Consider the following 17415-nt stretch of genomic DNA (forward strand, 5'->3'; position numbering starts at 1 on the left):
AATTACAATTATGAAGAAATATATTCTATTATTTATATCAATTGTATTCCTGATGTCCTGCGACCTGGACATGAAACCGGAGAGTGATTTAACTTATAATGGATTTTGGGATACAGAAGAAGCAGTAAAAGCTGCACATGTAGGTATTTACGCCAATTACCGGAATTATACCTATACGCAATGGCAAATGGGCGAAGTTCGTTCTGATATATGGGGAGGAAATACTTTTGCCAACTCGCCAAGTGATGTTGATTTGATGGCAAACAACATTAGTTCTACACTGGTTTACTTTGGCAACTGGGCAAATTTTTATGGTTTGTTGCATTACATCAACGATTTCATTAAAAGTGCTCCGAATGTAGAATTTAGTAATGAAGCAGAACTAAACCACATGTTAGGTCAGGTTTATGGATTACGTGCTCAGATTTACTATACAATGTTAAAAGCCTGGGGCGATGTACCCATTAACACTGAACCACTTTTGGAGGTTGATCTTTTGGCATTGAAAAAACCACGCTCGCCAAAAACAGAGGTTATGCAACAAGTTAAAAGCGATATCGAAAAATCGCTGGAATACTTTGGCAGCGATAACAGCTTGTGGCTGGGTAAACAAACCTACTGGTCGAAAGCAGCAACGCTTGCGCTTAAAGGCGATGCCTATATCTGGTCAGGTAAAGTTCTTGGTGGAGGTAATGCCGATTTTACTGCAGCTAAAACAGCCCTTCAGCAAATTGATGGTTTCGACCTTGTTGACTACAGTAATCTTTGGGGACAAGAGAATGAGAACAACGCTGAGTTTATATTCACCATTGATTATCAGAAGGATCAGGCAGGAAATTTCTATGGAAATTACTTTACTACCCGAGCCGTAGATTTGGCTCCTTTATTTGATGAAAACGGTAATTCAATGAGTGATTTTGTAGTGAATGGATTAAGCCGTTACGGCGCATCGGAAAAAACCTTGCTTCTTTTAGATGATCCACAAGATCAACGACGCAATACTTTTATCCGTATTTACGACGATGGAAACACACATGTGCCTTTCCAGGCCGGTGATCCAAATTATCAGGGCTCAATCATGAAAAAATTCCTGGGTATTATTGGTGATGATGGTACACGCGAGAGCTACAACAATGTACCGGTATATCGATATGCCGATGTATTGCTTCTGCTGGCCGAAGCCAAAAATAATCTTGGTGAAGATCCATCAGCAGAAGTTAATGCCGTAAGAGCCCGTGCCTATGGCGATAACTTTGCAGGTCACGAGTTTACAAATGGTTCGCAGGAACAAAATGCACAGGCTATTCTCGACGAACGCTACAAAGAGTTTATTGGCGAAGGAAAAAGGTGGTGGGACCTTGTAAGAGCCGGAGAATCTTATGTTTTCAACGAAGTAGCTTCTCTTGATGCTTCTGAAGCTTATAAGATATATTATTCGATTTCAGAAAGTATGCTTGCAAACGATTCGGAATTAACACAAACAAGTGGCTATTAAGTAGCAGTTTTTTGCATAGATTTAGTTAAGTTATGAAATCTGGTCAGGGGCAATGATGCCCCTGACCTTAGATTTCGATAATTACCGATTAGTCTTTATAATTGCGCAACAATAAATAAATTAAGATGCAACAAGCATATCAAACATATTTCATCCGCGAGGATTATTTTATTTGTGCGAGTTTCATCCTTTACCTTTGAAAACAAACAATCTTAATAATATGAAAACTTACCTGCTTATTCTACTAGCCGTATGCGGAATGTATATCTCCGGATGTACCCCAAAAATCCAGAACGAATTAGAAGGCGCAACCAGCGTTTCTGTCAGTCAAAAAAGAGTTCCGCTATTTTTGGAGCGCGAAAATCCCGAAGTTTTTCAACTAAATCTCGGCATTGAGCAGGGAATTACTTACGATCTTAAAAATATTACCCTCGTACTTACCGAAGGCAGTAACGCTGAAATGCTGAAATCACTTAGTGCGAAATGGACTGCTGCTTTTAGCAACGACACCATAACTACAAATTATGCAACAGACTTTCTTCTTGCCGGTAATGAAATAGTACTTGAAGGCGATGCAGTACTTACCTCCGGAAACCATACCCTGGCTATTCAGTTTCAGGTGAAAGATGATGCCGTATTAACACAGCATTTTTCAGTTGAAAAAGCCATTTTAACATTGGGCAACGAACGCCTGGCCATCGACGTTGAGCAGCCTTTTGCTTTCCGTCCCGCAAAGGTGGTACGCGCTGCCGGTCAGGACAATTGCGACACTTACCGCATTCCCGGATTAGTTACAACCGACAAAGGAACGCTGATTGCCGTTTACGATAACCGCTACAACAACAGCAAAGACTTACAGGAAGACATTGACATAGGTATGAGCCGCAGTACCGATGGCGGACAAACCTGGGAACCCATGAAAGTAATTATGGACATGGGCGAATGGGGCGGTTTGCCGCAGGAGTTAAATGGAATTGGCGACCCCAGCGTGTTGTACGATCCCGTAAACCACACCATTTGGGTAGCCGCTGTGTGGATGAATGGATTCGACAAAAGTCAAATGGGCTGGTGGGCTTCAAAACCCGGAATGTCGCCCGAGGAAACCGGCCAGTTTATGTTGGTAAAAAGTACCGACGACGGATTAACCTGGTCGGAGCCAATTAATATTACCGAACAAATTAAAGACCCGGCGTGGCAGTACCTGCTGCAAGGCCCCGGAAAAGGAATTACACTGGCAGACGGAACCCTGGTGTTTCCGGCACAGTTTAAAGCCGATTTGGGCGAAAAAGCAATTGATGGCGGACCTTACACACCACATTCTACACTAATATACAGCAAAGATGGCGGCGAAACCTGGACCATTGGAACAGGTGCTAAAACCAATACAACCGAAGCGCAGGTAGTGGAATTAAGCGATGGCAGCCTGATGCTGAACATGCGCGACGACCGCAACCGAAAAGATAAATCGGAAACAAACGGTCGTGCCGTTGCCATTACAAAAGACCTCGGTAAAACCTGGGAGATCCATCCTTCATCGAACTCGGCATTACAGGAACCGAATTGTATGGCCAGTTTGATTGCTACTGATTTAACCTTCGACGGGGCAGACAAACGAGTGCTGTTCTTTTCAAACCCAAATAACAAGAATCATCGTACCAACATGACCATAAAAGCCAGCATGGATGAAGGAATGACCTGGCCCGAAGCCGCTCAGGTAGAACTAAACGAAGCCGGTGGTTTTGGCTACTCGTGTATGACAATGGTGGACGAAAATACAGTTGGAATTTTGTACGAAGGCGTAAAAGAACTTTATTTTCAGAGCATTCCTGTTGCGGATATTTTACAACAATAAAAAGTTAATGCCTCAATGAACTTAAACCGAAAATATTACCCATACCTTACAATTCTATTAGTTGTTGGAATACTCTTTTCATGCAGGAGTAAAAATGATTTTACTCCTGCTTTAATCCCCATGCCACAACAAGTGGAATGGCGCACGCAACAGTTTAACCTGGCCGACAGCAGCGACTGTTTTGTGCAGCGCATTGTTGCTGAAATTCCCGGGATTCAACTGAATAAAAAGGAGGCTTACCGATTAAGCGTTTCTGCTGATTCGGTAATTCTGGAAGCCACAAGCGAAACCGGAATTTACCGCGGGCTGCAAACCGTAAAACAGCTGGTTTTCGAAAAAAACGGGAAACGCTACCTGAAAGGCTGTGCCATTGTTGACTGGCCGGCTTTTCGCATTCGTGGTTTTATGCAGGATGTGGGCCGGAATTTCCAGCCCATGGATATGCTGAAAGAACAAATCGATGTATTGGCAGCCTACAAGTATAACGTGTTTCATTTTCACATGACCGAAAATCCGGGATGGCGTCTGGAGAGTAAAATCTATCCGCAACTGAATTCCGCGGAAAGCATGACGCGCGAGAAAGGGAAATTCTACACCCAGGAAGATTTTAAAGAGCTGGTGGCGTATTGTCAGGAACGAAAAATTACGCTCATTCCCGAGTTCGACATTCCCGGGCACAGCGCCGCTTTCCGCAAAGCAATGGGTTTTGAAACGATGAGCGATCCGCGTGTACAGCCGGTTTTAATCGACCTGGTTGACGAATTGTGCAGCCTGGCTCCGGCAGAGGTTATGCCTTACATTCATTTGGGAACCGATGAGGTATGGCACGACTACGAAAGACCGGCACCAACGCTTTTGCCGGCGCTGCTTGAGCGGGTAACGCAATACCACGACCGCGAACTCATTGTTTGGCGTCCGGGACAGCATATCGAAGGCGATTCGGTTTCCATTACGCAATTGTGGTCGTCGAACGGACATCCGAAACCGGGGCACCGTTACATTGACTGCCGCTTAAACTATGTCAACCATCTCGACCCGCTGTCGGGCATCACTCAGTTGTACTTCGACTGCATTAACGGCGCTGCCCACGGCGATTCGCTGCGAATGGGAGGTATTTTCTGTTGCTGGAACGACAACAACGTGAACGAGGCTTACGACATTCTGGTGCAAAATCCGGTGTATCCGGGGATTGTTACCTACGCTGAAACGTCGTGGACCGGGCAGAAAACCGATTTTGGTGAAAATTATCTGGCTAAACTACCGGAAAAAGGAAGTGAATTATTCAATGAATTCAGCGCATTTGAAGACCGGATGATCGAGCACCGCGATAAATATTTCGCCGGAAAACCTTTCCCATATGTGAAACAAACAAACACAGAATGGAAGGTGCTGGGACCGATAGCGAATGGTGGCAATATTGAGGCTGCGTTTTCGGTGGAAGATACCTTGCAGGAAACGTATCAAATTGATACGGCCACTTACACCTGGCAGGGGCCTTTTGTTGGCGGCACCATTCAATTGACACACTACTTTGGCTATCCGTCGTATTTCCCCCGGGAAGAGGGAACGTATTACGCGTACACCCAAATCTGGTCGCCACAGGAGCAAACGGTTGGAGCATGGATCGGATTTCACGACTGGTCGCGCTCGGCAGGACGCCGGGGAGGCCCGTTTCCGCAAAATGGCGAATGGCACAATACCCATCCGAAAGCCTGGCTGAATGGCGAACTGATTGCCGCGCCTGAATGGAATAAACCGGGGCTGGCCAGCAACACCGAAGAAATTCCATTTACCGATGAAAATTACTTTTTCAGAAAGCCGGCTTCCATTCACCTCAAAAAGGGTTGGAACAAGGTGCTGCTGAAAATTCCGGTTAAAAAAGATACCTGGAAACGTATGTTCACTTTTGTGCCCGTTCAGGATTATAATGGAACCATAAAAGAAGTTGAAGGCCTGAAGTTTTCAGCTGATATAAAATAAAAAATTTTAAAAATGAAATTGCGAAATGTAGTGCTGCTGGTAGTTTGGATGATGCTCCTAACGAGTATCCGCCAAAATGCGGATGCTATTTCATCACCCCAAAATGTAGAAAAGAAAATAAAGGTAGCCTGTGTGGGGAATTCAGTAACACGCGGCTATTTGCTAAAAAATCCGGAGCGCGATTCGTATCCCTCGCAGTTACAGCGTTTGTTGGGCGATGCTTACGAGGTGCAAAATTTCGGGCACAGCGGAGCCACGCTTTTAACCAAAGGGCATCGTCCGTATATGGAAATGCCCGAGTATCCCGAGGCTCTGAAATTTGATGCCGACATAATTATTATTCATCTTGGTTTAAACGATACCGACCCGCGGAACTGGCCCAACTACCGCGATGAGTTTGTGCCGGATTATATGGCCTTGATCGATTCGTTTCGCATACACAGCTCCAGCAATCCACAGGTGTTCGTTTGCAAAATGACTCCTATTTTTAATACACACCCGCGTTTTAAATCCAGCACGCGCGATTGGTTCTGGCAAGTTCAGGATGCCATCGAACAAGTGGCAAAAAACAGCAAAACGGGTTTAATCGATTTGCACCCGGCTTTGTACGGCCGCCACGAGTTATTTCCCGATGCCCTTCACCCAAATGTGGAAGGAGCCGGAATTTTAGCGCAAACCGTTTACGAAAATATTACGGGCAATTTTGGCGGCTTGAGCCTGGCACCGGTTTTTATGAACCACATGGTACTGCAGCAAAAGCAGCCCATTCCGGTGTGGGGAAAAGCCAACAGCGGAACAAAACTTACGCTCACTTTTGCCGGGCAAAAAAGAACGTGTACAGCCAACGAACATGGCAAATGGTCGGTTACTTTTGATGCCGTTGCTGCCGGGGGACCTTACGAGCTGAAAGTGACTTCCGGTTCTGAGGAATCCATTACGCTCAACGATATTTTAGTGGGCGAAGTGTGGGTTTGTGCCGGACAGTCGAACATGGAATTCCAAATGCAGCAGGCGAACGATGCGTCAACGCTGATTGACAATGCCGCTGACTTTGCCAATCTTCGCCTCTACAAATTAAAAGACCTTGCCCGTACCGATAATAAAAACTGGGACTCAACCACACTGGTAAAAGTAAATCAACTTGATTTTTTTGATGGCCAATGGAAGCGGAGCAATTCCGGTGATGCGGCCACATTTTCGGCAATTAGCTACACGTTTGGCCGACTGTTGAATGAAAAACTGGATGTTCCGGTTGGACTGATACAGCTCAGCGTTGGTGGTGCACCGGCCGAAGCGTTTATCGACCGCAAAACGCTGGAGTTTGACCCTTACATGGTAGATGTGCTAAACAACTGGAAAAACAACGACTTTATACAGGGTTGGTGCCGCGAGCGGGCAGCGACCAATATTGAACTGGCCGAAAACAAACTGCAGCGTCATCCCTACGAGCCGGCATACATATACGAAGCCGGTATGCCATTCGTGCAAGGGATTCTGGTGGCGGGAGTCATCTGGTACCAGGGCGAGTCGAATGCCCACAATGCCGAACATTTCAGGCATGCTTTTTCGGCGCTTGTAAAATCGTGGCGCTCGGCGTTTAACGATGCTGAAATGCCTTTCTATTTTGCGCAGCTATCAAGTATCAACCGTCCGTCGTGGCCATATTTCCGCGAAACACAACGGGAGCTGGAGCTGAGTATTCCCAACACAGCGATGGTGGTAACAAGCGATTTAGGCGATTCGCTGGATGTGCATCCGAAGCACAAAATAGAAATTGGCGAACGTTTTGCCAACCTGGCTTTATCGCGCAATTACGGAATGCAAGACGTTCCGGATGGCGGCCCGCAAATCAGCACGGTAACGCAGGAAAAGGGAAAAGTAATACTTGCATTTTCGCATGCAGCACAGTTAAAAACATCGGATGGTGAAGCGCTTCGCGAACTGGAAGTGGCCGGAACAGATGGTCTTTTTTATCCGGTTGTGGCAACGCTAAAAGACAATAAAATCATTATCGATTCAAAAGATAAAACGATCGAACAGGTTCGTTACGGCTGGAAACCTTTTTCCAGGGGCAACCTGGTAAACGAAAACGGCTGGCCGGCCTCAACATTTTGCGTTGAATACCCGGATTCGTGCCCCACTAAAACAAAATAATATGCCAAACCTGAAAGTCATAACAATCATCTTTTTTGCCTTTTGTTTCTTACCTCAAATAAAGGCACAGGAAACAAAAAAGGCATTTCAATCGACGTATTATGAACAGCGGCGAACGCTGTTTGAAAGTCTTCCAAATACCAAAAAAGAAATCATTTTTCTGGGAAACAGCATAACAGACGGTAGCGAATGGGCCGAGCTTTTTCAGAATAAAAGAATAAAAAACCGCGGCATTAGCGGCGATGTTACCGAAGGAGTGTTGTTTCGTTTGAATGAAGTATGCGAATCGAAACCGGAGAAAGTGTTTCTGTTAATCGGTATAAACGACCTGGCACGGGGAATTTCGAAAGACACCGTTTATAACAACATCTGCAGAATTGCCGAGCAGATTAAAACCGATTCGCCAAAAACGCAGCTTTACCTGCAGAGCATTTTACCTGTAAATCCCGAATTCGGAAAATTTGCAGGGCATAGCTCAAAAACTGAGGAGATAATCTGGATTAACAAACACCTGGAAGACTGGAGCGCCGAAAACAATGTTCGCTTTGTGGATTTGTTCGCGGCATTTAAAAACGACAGCAACAACTGGATGAATCCACTTTATACCAACGACGGATTACACCTGAAAGGCGAAGGCTACCGGGTTTGGGCAAAAACAATAAAAAGACATTTATAGACCATAAAATTGGTGAGTAATAAAATAAAAGACAATAATTATGAGTATAACAATTAGTAAATTCGAAGGCTTAGTAGCTGCTCCGTTTACACCAATGGACAAAAGCGGAGAAGTAGTGTATGAAAAAATTTCGGCCTATGCCGAATTGTTGGACAAAAATAAGGTAGTTGGCGCATTTATAAACGGTTCTACGGGCGAAGGTGTTGCCTTGAGCCAGAAAGAAAAAATGAAAACTACCGAGGCGTGGGTAAAAGCAACGTCGGATAAAAAACAGCTTAAAACCATTAACCTGGTTGGTGGTACGTCGTACCAGGAGTGTATCGAGAATGCACAACATTCGGCCGAGGCAGGTATCGATGCCATTGCTTTGCTGGCACCGTATTATTTTAAACCGGGAGCTGCCGGTCAATTGGCCGAGTTTTGCGCAAAAGTTGCCGAAGCCGTACCAAATATGCCGGTGTATTTCTACCACATTCCGGTGTTAACAGGCTGCTATGTGTCGATGTTCGACTTTGTACAGGAAGCCGATTCAATGATTCCTAACTTAGCCGGAATTAAGTACACACACGAAGATTTTATGGATTTCCAGAGCTGTATGAACTTTAAAAATGGCAAATACGACATGCTTTGGGGACGCGACGAAAACCTGCTGTCGGCATTGGTATTGGGAGCACGCGCCGGTGTTGGAAGTACCTTTAACTACGCAGCACCATTGTATTACCAGCTTATTGATGCTTTCGATAAGGGCGACCTGGACAAAGCACGTCGGTTGCAACAACTGTCGATCGACATGATTCGCCTGTTGGGCAAATACGGTGGTATTGCAACCGGGAAAGCCTACATGCGTTACATTGGTTTTGAATGCGGCGAATTCCGTTTGCCGATTAAAAATATGAGCAATGAAGCATACAAAGCGTTTGAAAAAGATGTTCAGAAATTACAAATGCAAGAACTTTTCAGCACCCTTTAAGCGAAAAGTTAACCTGATTTTATTACTCATGCTGGGAAGTATTATTTTACAATGTTCTCCCGGCGAAAAAAATACAACAATGAAAATCAATTGGGGAAGTTTACCAGATATACCACCGGCCACCGGGCAGCAGAAACAAAAAGGACTTGCAGGTGCTTTGGCCGGTGTATCTTCCGGAATGTTGATTGTTGCCGGAGGTTCCAATTTCCCGGATTCCTTTCCGTGGCAGGGAGGAACAAAAACCTATTACAACGATATTTTCGTTTTTAACTTGAAAGAAAAGGATGCGGCATGGCAGGTAGCCGATAACAAACTTCCGCAGCCGTTGGCTTACTCAGCCTGTGTGTCGGTGAATGACGCTGTTATTTGCATTGGTGGCGAAAACTTGAACGGTCCTGTTTCCGATGTTTTAAAACTGAACTTCGATCAGGGCGAAGTGCAAATCAGCAGCCTGCCCGATTTTCCCATAGCCATTTCAAATGGGGGCGCGGCAACTATCGGATCGGTGGTTTATGTGGTTGGAGGCTCAGGAAAAGATGGGAATATCTCGTCGTTGTATTGCGCCGATGTTGCCAAAGCTGATTTCGAATGGGAAGCACTTCCCGACATGCCCGGCCCATTATCCAATGCCGTGGTGGTAAGTCAGAACGACGGAAACGAAGATTGTATTTACGTTTTGGGAGGCCGCAACAGAGACGGCGAGCTCAGCACATTTTTTAGCTCGGTGCTGAAATATTCACCTTCGAAAAAAACGTGGAAACAGGTTGGCGATATCGCTCAGGATCAGAATAAACCGGTAACCCTTGCCGCCGGAACAGGCGCTGCTGTGGGGGAAAATCACATCCTGCTTTTTGGTGGCGATAATGGAAAGCTGTTCAACAAAACCGAGGCCTTTATCAACGCTGTTGCTGCAGCCGAAACACCCGGTGAAAAAGCGGAAATCAACAGCCGGAAAATAGAGCACCTGGAAAGCCACCCGGGATTTAGCAAACAAGTATTTTTATACAATACGCTAAACAACGAATGCCGCGAAACTGCCAAATTGCCCTTTCCGGCACAGGTAACCACGCTTACGGTAAAATCAGGGAACCGAATATTTATTCCGAACGGAGAAATCTGCCCGGGTGTGCGCACTCCGAATGTTACTTTCGCCGAAATTTCGGTTAACAAATAGAAATAATGGTTTAAACGGAAAGAGATGGATTTTAAAATTTTATCAGAACAATATAAGAACGAGCTGCTGAACAAAGTAGTTCCCTTTTGGGAGAACAATTCGCTCGACAAAGAATTTGGCGGTTATTTCACCTGCCTGAAACGCGACGGTGAAGTGTTTGATACCGATAAATTTATTTGGCTGCAAGCCCGCCAGGTATGGATGTTTGCCAAATTGTACAACGAAGTAGAGCAAAAACCGGAATGGTTACAGATTGCTCTCGATGGTGCTGAATTTCTACAGAAACACGGCCACGACGGCAACCTGAACTGGTATTTTTCGCTTACCCGCGAAGGACAACCGCTGGTGCAGCCTTACTATATTTTTTCCGATTGTTTTGCAACAATGGCATTTGGCCAGCTGAGCAAAGCCACCGGAAACGACGAGTTTGCTGCGATCTCAAAAGATACCTTTCAGAATATTTTAAAACGAAGCGACAACCCCAAAGGCGACTACAATAAACTGGTGCCCGGCACTCGTCCGTTAAAAGGATTTTCGCTGCCCATGATTTTGTGTAACCTGGCACTTGAAATCGAGCATTTGCTGGAACCCGAATTGGTAAACAGCACCGTTGAGAAAGTGTTGCACGAGGTGATGGAGGTGTTCTACCAGCCCGATTCGGGACTGATTCTGGAAAATGTAAATCCCGACGGAAGTTTTTCCGATTCGTTTGAAGGACGCCTGTTAAATCCGGGGCATGCCATCGAAGCCATGTGGTTTATCATGGACTTGTCGGAACGCTTAAAAAGGCCGGAGTTGGCACAAAAAGCGGTTGACATTGCTTTGCGAACGCTGAAATACGGCTGGGACGAAAAATTCGGCGGTATTTTCTATTTCCTCGATATAAAAGGAAATCCACCACAACAGCTTGAATGGGATCAGAAACTCTGGTGGGTACACATCGAAACATTAATCACGCTCATTAAAGGCTACGCGCTTACCGGAAACGAAGAATGTTTGGCTTGGTTTGAAAAAGTACACGACTATTCGTGGGCGCATTTTGCCGACGCAGAATACGGCGAATGGTATGGCTACCTGAATCGTCAGGGAGAAGTGTTGTTGCCCTTAAAAGGCGGAAAATGGAAAGGATGTTTCCATGTGCCACGCGGCATGTTCCAGGTGTGGAAAACGCTGGAGAAACTGAATGAAAAATAAAAAAGCATGAGTAAACAGACGTATAATTTAGCAGCGAGCTGTTGGGCCGATGTAAAGGATCAAACATACGATGTAGCTATTCTTCCCTGGGGAGCTGTTGAACCTCACAATTACCATTTACCTTATGCAACCGATGTATACGAGTCGGACGCTGTTGCTTTGGAAAGCGCACGACTTGCCTGGGAGGAAGGTGCCAGATCGGTTGTTCTTCCCGCAGTACCCTGGGGCGTTAATACCGGGCAGTTGGATTTGAAGTTGTGTTTGAATATGATGCCATCTACCCAGATGCTTATTTTGAACGATTTGGTTGAAAACCTGATTCGTCACGGTATTCAAAAGCTGGTTATTATTAATGGTCATGGAGATAATAACTTCTCATCAATATTAAGGGAGTTTTCGGTAACCCACCCCGATATTTTCATCTGTTGTATGGAGTGGTGGAAGGCTTGCGATGCAGCAGTGTATTTCGATGAGCCGGGAGACCATGCAGGTGAATTGGAAACAAGCGTGATGATGCACCTGAAACCGGAATTGGTGCTGCCCGTTGAACTTGCCGGCGACGGTGCTTCAAAATCATTTAAAATTGAAGCGCTAAAAAAACGTTGGGTATGGGCGCAGCGACAATGGACTTCAATTTCTAAAAGTACAGGCGTTGGAAATCCCAATAATGCTAGTGCTGAAAAAGGGGAGCTGTTTTATAAGGAGGTAATACAGAAAATCGCCGGGTTCTTAACAGAATTTTCGTCATGTGATTTAAGTGAGATGTACGAGTAATAAAACCATTCGTAATTACAGATGAGTAACAATGATTTATTAATAAAGAATCGCGAAAGAAAATCCCTTAGTTTAGGGGCTAGAATTTACCAAATAATTTTTGGCTTACTTGTAATATATTTTTGCGAGAGAAATTACACTGCTGAGTGGATACCACTTATGTCTATAGGATTTGTTTCAATAGTGTATGGTGCTGTAGGTAAAGTCCCTTACAAGACAAGGAATAGTATAGCCATAACTCAAAGCCAAATAATCATAAAGCGGTCTTTTGAACGAACAGTTAAAATTAATATAAAGGAAACTCAGCGTATATCATTAGAGCTATATGACTTACAGGTTGATTTTACGAATTATGCTAAAAGTTATGATTTATCATGGCTTTCAAAAAAAGAACATCAAAAATTAAAGGAGAGTTTAAGTAATGTTAGTTAAAAAAGATAACAAATCGATTTATCCCTGGGTGGTAGTTGGACTTTTATGGGTCGTAGCCTTATTGAACTACATGGATCGGCAAATGCTATCCACCATGAAAGTGTCGATGATGATTGATATCAAAGAGCTTGAAACTGCAGAGAATTTTGGTAGACTAATGGCTGTATTCTTATGGATTTATGCCTTTATGAGCCCCGTTGCAGGATTAATTGCCGATCGAATAAATCGAAAATGGTTGATTGTGGGAAGCCTTGCCGTTTGGTCGGGAGTAACACTTTCCATGGGCTATTCAGATAATTTTCAAGTGTTGTATGTTTTGCGTGCATTAATGGGAATCAGTGAAGCACTATATATCCCTGCGGCACTAGCGCTTATTGCAGACTATCACAAAGAGGGTACGCGCTCACTTGCAGTAGGAATACACATGACCGGATTGTATTTCGGTCAGGCAATTGGAGGATTTGGAGCAACAGTGGCACATCAGTTTTCATGGCAAACCACATTTCATTCGTTTGGATTAGTGGGGATTGCTTACAGCATAATTCTTATTTTCTTTCTTCGCGAAAAAGAAGATCGTTTTGATTCAGAACAGGTTTCACAAACAAGTACAATGAAAACCAGTGGGTTTTCATCCATCTCAAAAAGTCTCGGAATGTTACTCGGGACTGTGAGTTTTTGGGTAATCCTGTTTTATTTTGCTGCACCTAGTTTCCCTGGATGGGCGACAAAAAACTGGTTACCAACCTTATTTTCTGAAAGTTTAGGAATGGACATGTCAAAGGCCGGACCTCTGGCTACCATAACTATTGCGGCATCTTCTTTTATTGGGGTAATTTCAGGAGGAATAATTGCCGATCGCTGGATTTTAAGAAACCTACGAGGCCGGATTTTTACAGGAGCAATCGGATTAAGTCTGATGATTCCTTCGCTGCTTTTACTTGGGTTTGGAAATGGAATCATAGGCATTGTTGGAGGTGGAGTAATGTTCGGAATTGGTTACGGTATGTTTGATGCTAATAACATGCCCATACTATGTCAGTTTGTATCTCCAAAACACCGAGCCGCAGGTTATGGTTTGATGAACTTAACTGGTGTTTTTGCCGGAGCCTTTGTTACAGAGTTGCTTGGAAAATCAACAGATTCAGGACATTTGGGTAGAGATATGGCACTACTCTCAATACCGGTTGCAGCGGCAGTTCTGATTCAGCTGCTTACACTCAAACCAACTACAGCAAATAAGGAAAATGATTAGATTTCTAGCTGTGAAGCATCTGTTTATCATGACAGTCACGTTGTGGATTATCTAAAATGAGACAAATTTTCAATGCGTTCCTATTAATTTTAATCAACGTTGTCCAGCTCTCGGCACAAGACAATAATTTTAACACCTGCTAAAACGGCTAACGTTGTTTGAGCAGCTTCCGGATACTCCCCTTGAAATCATCATGTTGGGCAATAGTATAACTGAATGCTGTGAATGGAGTGAACTATTTCAAAATCCAAATTTGAAAAACCGGGGAATAATTGGAGAAATTACTGAAGGAGTTCTTTATCGGCTCGATGAAGTCCAGATCAGAACCGTTCATATTTATTCTAAAATATTCTCCTTTCTTATTTGTTGCCACGGAACAATAAATAAATGTGTTTCAGAATCAATCTGATTTGTGGAATACATTCTTCCCGGAATGATTCTGCTTTCAAATAAATGATTCTGTTCAATCTTGAAGTCGTTCCTTGTTTGGAATAACTTGTTGTTTTCTGACTTTTTATACGGTAACATGGGTAACTCCTTTTTAATTTCATGACTTCTGTGGATGTGCTGGATAAACAATCGCTGTTTTGCCCGCACATATAATAGCACATAATTATTTCGATTTAATTATGCTTTGAAGACCAATGGTCTAGTAGTGAGTATAAAGAGCTAGAGACACAATATAGGCTGGTTCATTTCTCATGCATACTCTTCGCAATAGTTGACAGACTTATCCTTATGTATATACATGCATGTTTTTCGATTCTCACAATTCATACATAAGCCTTTATAAACAACTTTGTTTGTTTTTTGAGTAATTGACAATTTAGATTTTTCTGTTGTTTTCATAATTTTTGCTTTTATATATTATATTTACCATCAGCTTCTGGTTGATATTCAATGCTTTGTATGATGATGTCAACTTCCCCTTTCGGTGCACGAAACTGGACTGTATCACCAACTTTGTAACCCAATAATGCACTACCTAATGGTGAAAAAACGGAAACATGTTTTTTCTTAATATTAGCGTCATCAGGGTAAACCAACTTCACTATCATTAGGGATTTATTTTCTGGATTAATTACCTGAACAATCGAATTCATGGTAACAAATTCAGGAGTTATTGATTTTGAATCTACTTTTTCAGCTCGATTTATTTCATTAGCTAGGACATCAAGATTATTAACTTCAATACTTTTGTCATTTCGTGCGGCTTGAATGAGTTTACTTATCCTGAGATAGTCAAGTTCTGTGATTTTTATATTTCCTTTCATGGCTTTTTTTTAATTTTTGTAAGGGATCTCTAATAGTTCAGTTAAATCTGTTGGTTTTATTATTAAAGGGTGTTCAACTGATTTTTCGATGTATAAATACTGCAAAGAATTTTTATACTGAAAACATACCCGACTCCCTTCTTTTGAGCCTAAACAAGCAATCGCGATAGGATTATAAATTGAAATATCATAACTATTATGAATATTTTGCGGTAAGACAATTCGCACCAGTTGCTTAATATTGTTCTCCGTTACAAGAATAAACTCGGAATTTAACCTGATAATCTTTTCAGAGATATTGGTTGTATTACACTTTTCAGAAAGGGTAATCATCATGAATAATTTATGAAAATGAGAAGGAGCGATGTGTGGTTTGCCTACATCGCTATTTAAAAGACCTAAGATCTCATGATAATCACTATGTGTAATTATTCTGTCATACCATTCAAATGGTATAATAGCTTGTCTTGATGTTTTATTATCATTCATTTCTTCAGCGAAATTAATAAAATTATATTAAAATCGTAAACGACTTATAAAGTATCGAATACGATTCAAATATACAAGTTTATATATTCGGATTGTATGATTTAAATAATGTTTAATACAAATCTTTTATAGTGGTTAAACTGCCACTTTACTTTTAATTTTATTCCAAACTTCCCTTATGGTATTTGCATGGCGGTTTTTTCCATCGATTTCTAAAAAAACTTTATTATTAATTGTTGCATTTTGAATTATGAGATTATAAGGGAGGATCCCAAGTGGTTTAATAAGTATGGATTCCGACTCTATTGGATACTGACTGTTCTCTTCTGACTTTGTGTAAACAAATCCAATGTACTTTCTTCTTTCTGCTATAATTTCTAAGTGTTTTATCAACTCACTTTTTATTAGAGGTTTACTATCACAAAAAATTACAGAATAATCAAAATTGGAAACTATTTGATTTATATCACTTGAATAATTTCTGAAAGGAAAATAGACAATTAGATATTTACAGTTTTTAAAAGAACGAAGTGATTTAATGTATTCTACTATATTTATTATGAGGTCAACATCTGGCTTTTCTGAGAACTGTAAACTTCGGATATATAGATTATGAAATCGACAAAAGAAAATTTCCAGTTCATAACAGTTTTTGTTGTTGAAGTAATTGTATTTTGCATATCTGCTTATTTCCTTTGAGGTAGTTGTAATTCCTAATAAATCCTCCAGAATTGTGTGCTTATTAGTGTCGATAATCATTAGATTTTCTTTCTCAATCATGGCAAACGAACTTAAGTATTGACTAATGCCCGTGCCCCTGGTAAGCTCAATCAGTGATATGATTTTCATATTTAAATACATATTATTTTCTCTTATATTTGTATAACAAAGAGTGTGCCATGCATCGGATCCGATATATATTTGTGCGGAATAGATATAGAATAATGCTTGTGGTTTAATAATATTTGAAAAAACTATGGATAGTAAATACAAAGCAATTAAGCAGCTTATTGATTTTTGGTCTTTATATGAAAACGAAGAAAAAGGTGAGCAAACTTTACTAAATTTTTCGCAATGGATAATTGAACAGATTGAAAGAGAAAATATTTCCGACACAAAAATTAGAACCAGACATGAAGTTAAATCACGTTCAGAAAGTTTGGATTATTTGAATAAACTCAATCCCTTATCTCGTTTTCAAGAACATATTTTGCGAATTGCCCGTCTGGAAGAGTTTTATATAAGGAAATATCTTGTAGACTTACCATTGAATTCTCGGTTAGAATATCTTTTTCTGTTCACTGTTGATAGTCTGGAAAAGGCAAAAAAGACAGACCTTATCAATATTCATTTAGTTGAATATACAACAGGAATGGATACAATAAGGCGATTAATAAAAAATAATTTGTTGTATGAACTGCCAGATGTGCAGGATAAAAGAGCAAAGTTGCTCGTTTTAACTAAAGAAGGAGATGGCGTCTTAAAAAGAGCCAACCGGAGGTTAGATGAGGCAAGAGATAAGTTCTTAGCCTGCATTAGTCCAAACAAATGGAAAAAAGCCTTATCAGTTTTAAATGAAATTGACGTATTTCATAGCGATATCTACTTAAATCATTATGACAAACCATACGCAGAAATATCAAACTTAATGGATTCATTAAAACATTTAAATAAGTAACCAGTATTTTTATGTTGAACC

15 protein-coding genes are annotated in these 17415 nt (G+C 41.9%); 12 read left to right on the plus strand and 3 right to left on the minus strand.

The features are described from left to right. Window positions 1-10: 10 nt before the first annotated feature. The 11 genes from QZ576_RS07625 (at window position 11) to QZ576_RS07675 (ending at window position 13953) form a co-directional block, all read left to right on the plus strand. On the plus strand, window positions 11-1495 hold the full coding sequence (locus QZ576_RS07625; RefSeq protein WP_297095710.1) for a RagB/SusD family nutrient uptake outer membrane protein: 1485 nt from the start codon (window positions 11-13) through the stop codon (window positions 1493-1495). Window positions 1496-1715: 220 nt separating this feature from the next. Beyond that, on the plus strand, window positions 1716-3347 hold the full coding sequence (locus QZ576_RS07630; protein ID WP_297095712.1) for a sialidase family protein: 1632 nt from the start codon (window positions 1716-1718) through the stop codon (window positions 3345-3347). 15 nt (window positions 3348-3362) lie between these two features. After that, on the plus strand, window positions 3363-5327 hold the full coding sequence (locus tag QZ576_RS07635) for a family 20 glycosylhydrolase (protein WP_297095714.1): 1965 nt from the start codon (window positions 3363-3365) through the stop codon (window positions 5325-5327). Between the two features lie 12 nt (window positions 5328-5339). Beyond that, entirely contained in the window at window positions 5340-7481 is a 2142-nt protein-coding gene (locus QZ576_RS07640; RefSeq protein WP_297095715.1) for a GDSL-type esterase/lipase family protein, read from the plus strand. A gap of 1 nt (window position 7482) precedes the next feature. Beyond that, the gene (locus QZ576_RS07645; RefSeq protein ID WP_297095717.1) at window positions 7483-8157 is read left to right on the plus strand and encodes a GDSL-type esterase/lipase family protein; all 675 of its coding nucleotides are present in this window, start codon (window positions 7483-7485) and stop codon (window positions 8155-8157) included. A gap of 40 nt (window positions 8158-8197) precedes the next feature. Next, entirely contained in the window at window positions 8198-9127 is a 930-nt protein-coding gene (locus QZ576_RS07650; RefSeq protein ID WP_297095718.1) for a dihydrodipicolinate synthase family protein, read from the plus strand. Between the two features lie 79 nt (window positions 9128-9206). Next, on the plus strand, window positions 9207-10301 hold the full coding sequence (locus tag QZ576_RS07655; protein ID WP_297095720.1) for a kelch repeat-containing protein: 1095 nt from the start codon (window positions 9207-9209) through the stop codon (window positions 10299-10301). 24 nt (window positions 10302-10325) lie between these two features. Beyond that, on the plus strand, window positions 10326-11495 hold the full coding sequence (locus QZ576_RS07660; protein ID WP_297095722.1) for an AGE family epimerase/isomerase: 1170 nt from the start codon (window positions 10326-10328) through the stop codon (window positions 11493-11495). A 6-nt stretch (window positions 11496-11501) separates the two neighbouring features. Then, a complete protein-coding gene (locus QZ576_RS07665; RefSeq protein WP_297095725.1) occupies window positions 11502-12269 on the plus strand; it encodes a creatininase family protein in 768 nt (255 codons plus the stop codon). A gap of 21 nt (window positions 12270-12290) precedes the next feature. Continuing rightward, window positions 12291-12701, plus strand: coding sequence for a hypothetical protein (locus tag QZ576_RS07670; RefSeq protein WP_297095727.1), 411 nt, complete (start codon window positions 12291-12293; stop codon window positions 12699-12701). Further along, window positions 12691-13953, plus strand: a complete 1263-nt coding sequence (locus tag QZ576_RS07675; RefSeq protein ID WP_297095730.1) for an MFS transporter — start codon at window positions 12691-12693, stop codon at window positions 13951-13953. The genes QZ576_RS07670 and QZ576_RS07675 overlap by 11 nt, the downstream gene beginning before the upstream one ends. A gap of 860 nt (window positions 13954-14813) precedes the next feature. On the opposite strand, the gene QZ576_RS07680 is transcribed toward QZ576_RS07675, so the two are convergent. The 3 genes from QZ576_RS07680 to QZ576_RS07690 all read right to left on the minus strand — a co-directional run bounded on the left by QZ576_RS07680 (window position 14814) and on the right by QZ576_RS07690 (window position 16496). Beyond that, a complete protein-coding gene (locus QZ576_RS07680; RefSeq protein ID WP_297095732.1) occupies window positions 14814-15227 on the minus strand; it encodes a GreA/GreB family elongation factor in 414 nt (137 codons plus the stop codon). A 9-nt stretch (window positions 15228-15236) separates the two neighbouring features. Then, entirely contained in the window at window positions 15237-15716 is a 480-nt protein-coding gene (locus tag QZ576_RS07685; protein ID WP_297095734.1) for a hypothetical protein, read from the minus strand. Window positions 15717-15851: 135 nt separating this feature from the next. After that, on the minus strand, window positions 15852-16496 hold the full coding sequence (locus tag QZ576_RS07690) for a hypothetical protein (RefSeq protein WP_297095736.1): 645 nt from the start codon (window positions 16494-16496) through the stop codon (window positions 15852-15854). A gap of 196 nt (window positions 16497-16692) precedes the next feature. On the opposite strand from QZ576_RS07690, the gene QZ576_RS07695 reads away from it, so the two are divergent. Continuing rightward, entirely contained in the window at window positions 16693-17394 is a 702-nt protein-coding gene (locus QZ576_RS07695; RefSeq protein ID WP_297095738.1) for a MarR family winged helix-turn-helix transcriptional regulator, read from the plus strand. Window positions 17395-17415: the final 21 nt, after the last annotated feature.

It is taken from the genome of uncultured Draconibacterium sp. (genome assembly GCF_913060805.1).
Lineage (GTDB): Bacteria > Bacteroidota > Bacteroidia > Bacteroidales > Prolixibacteraceae > Draconibacterium.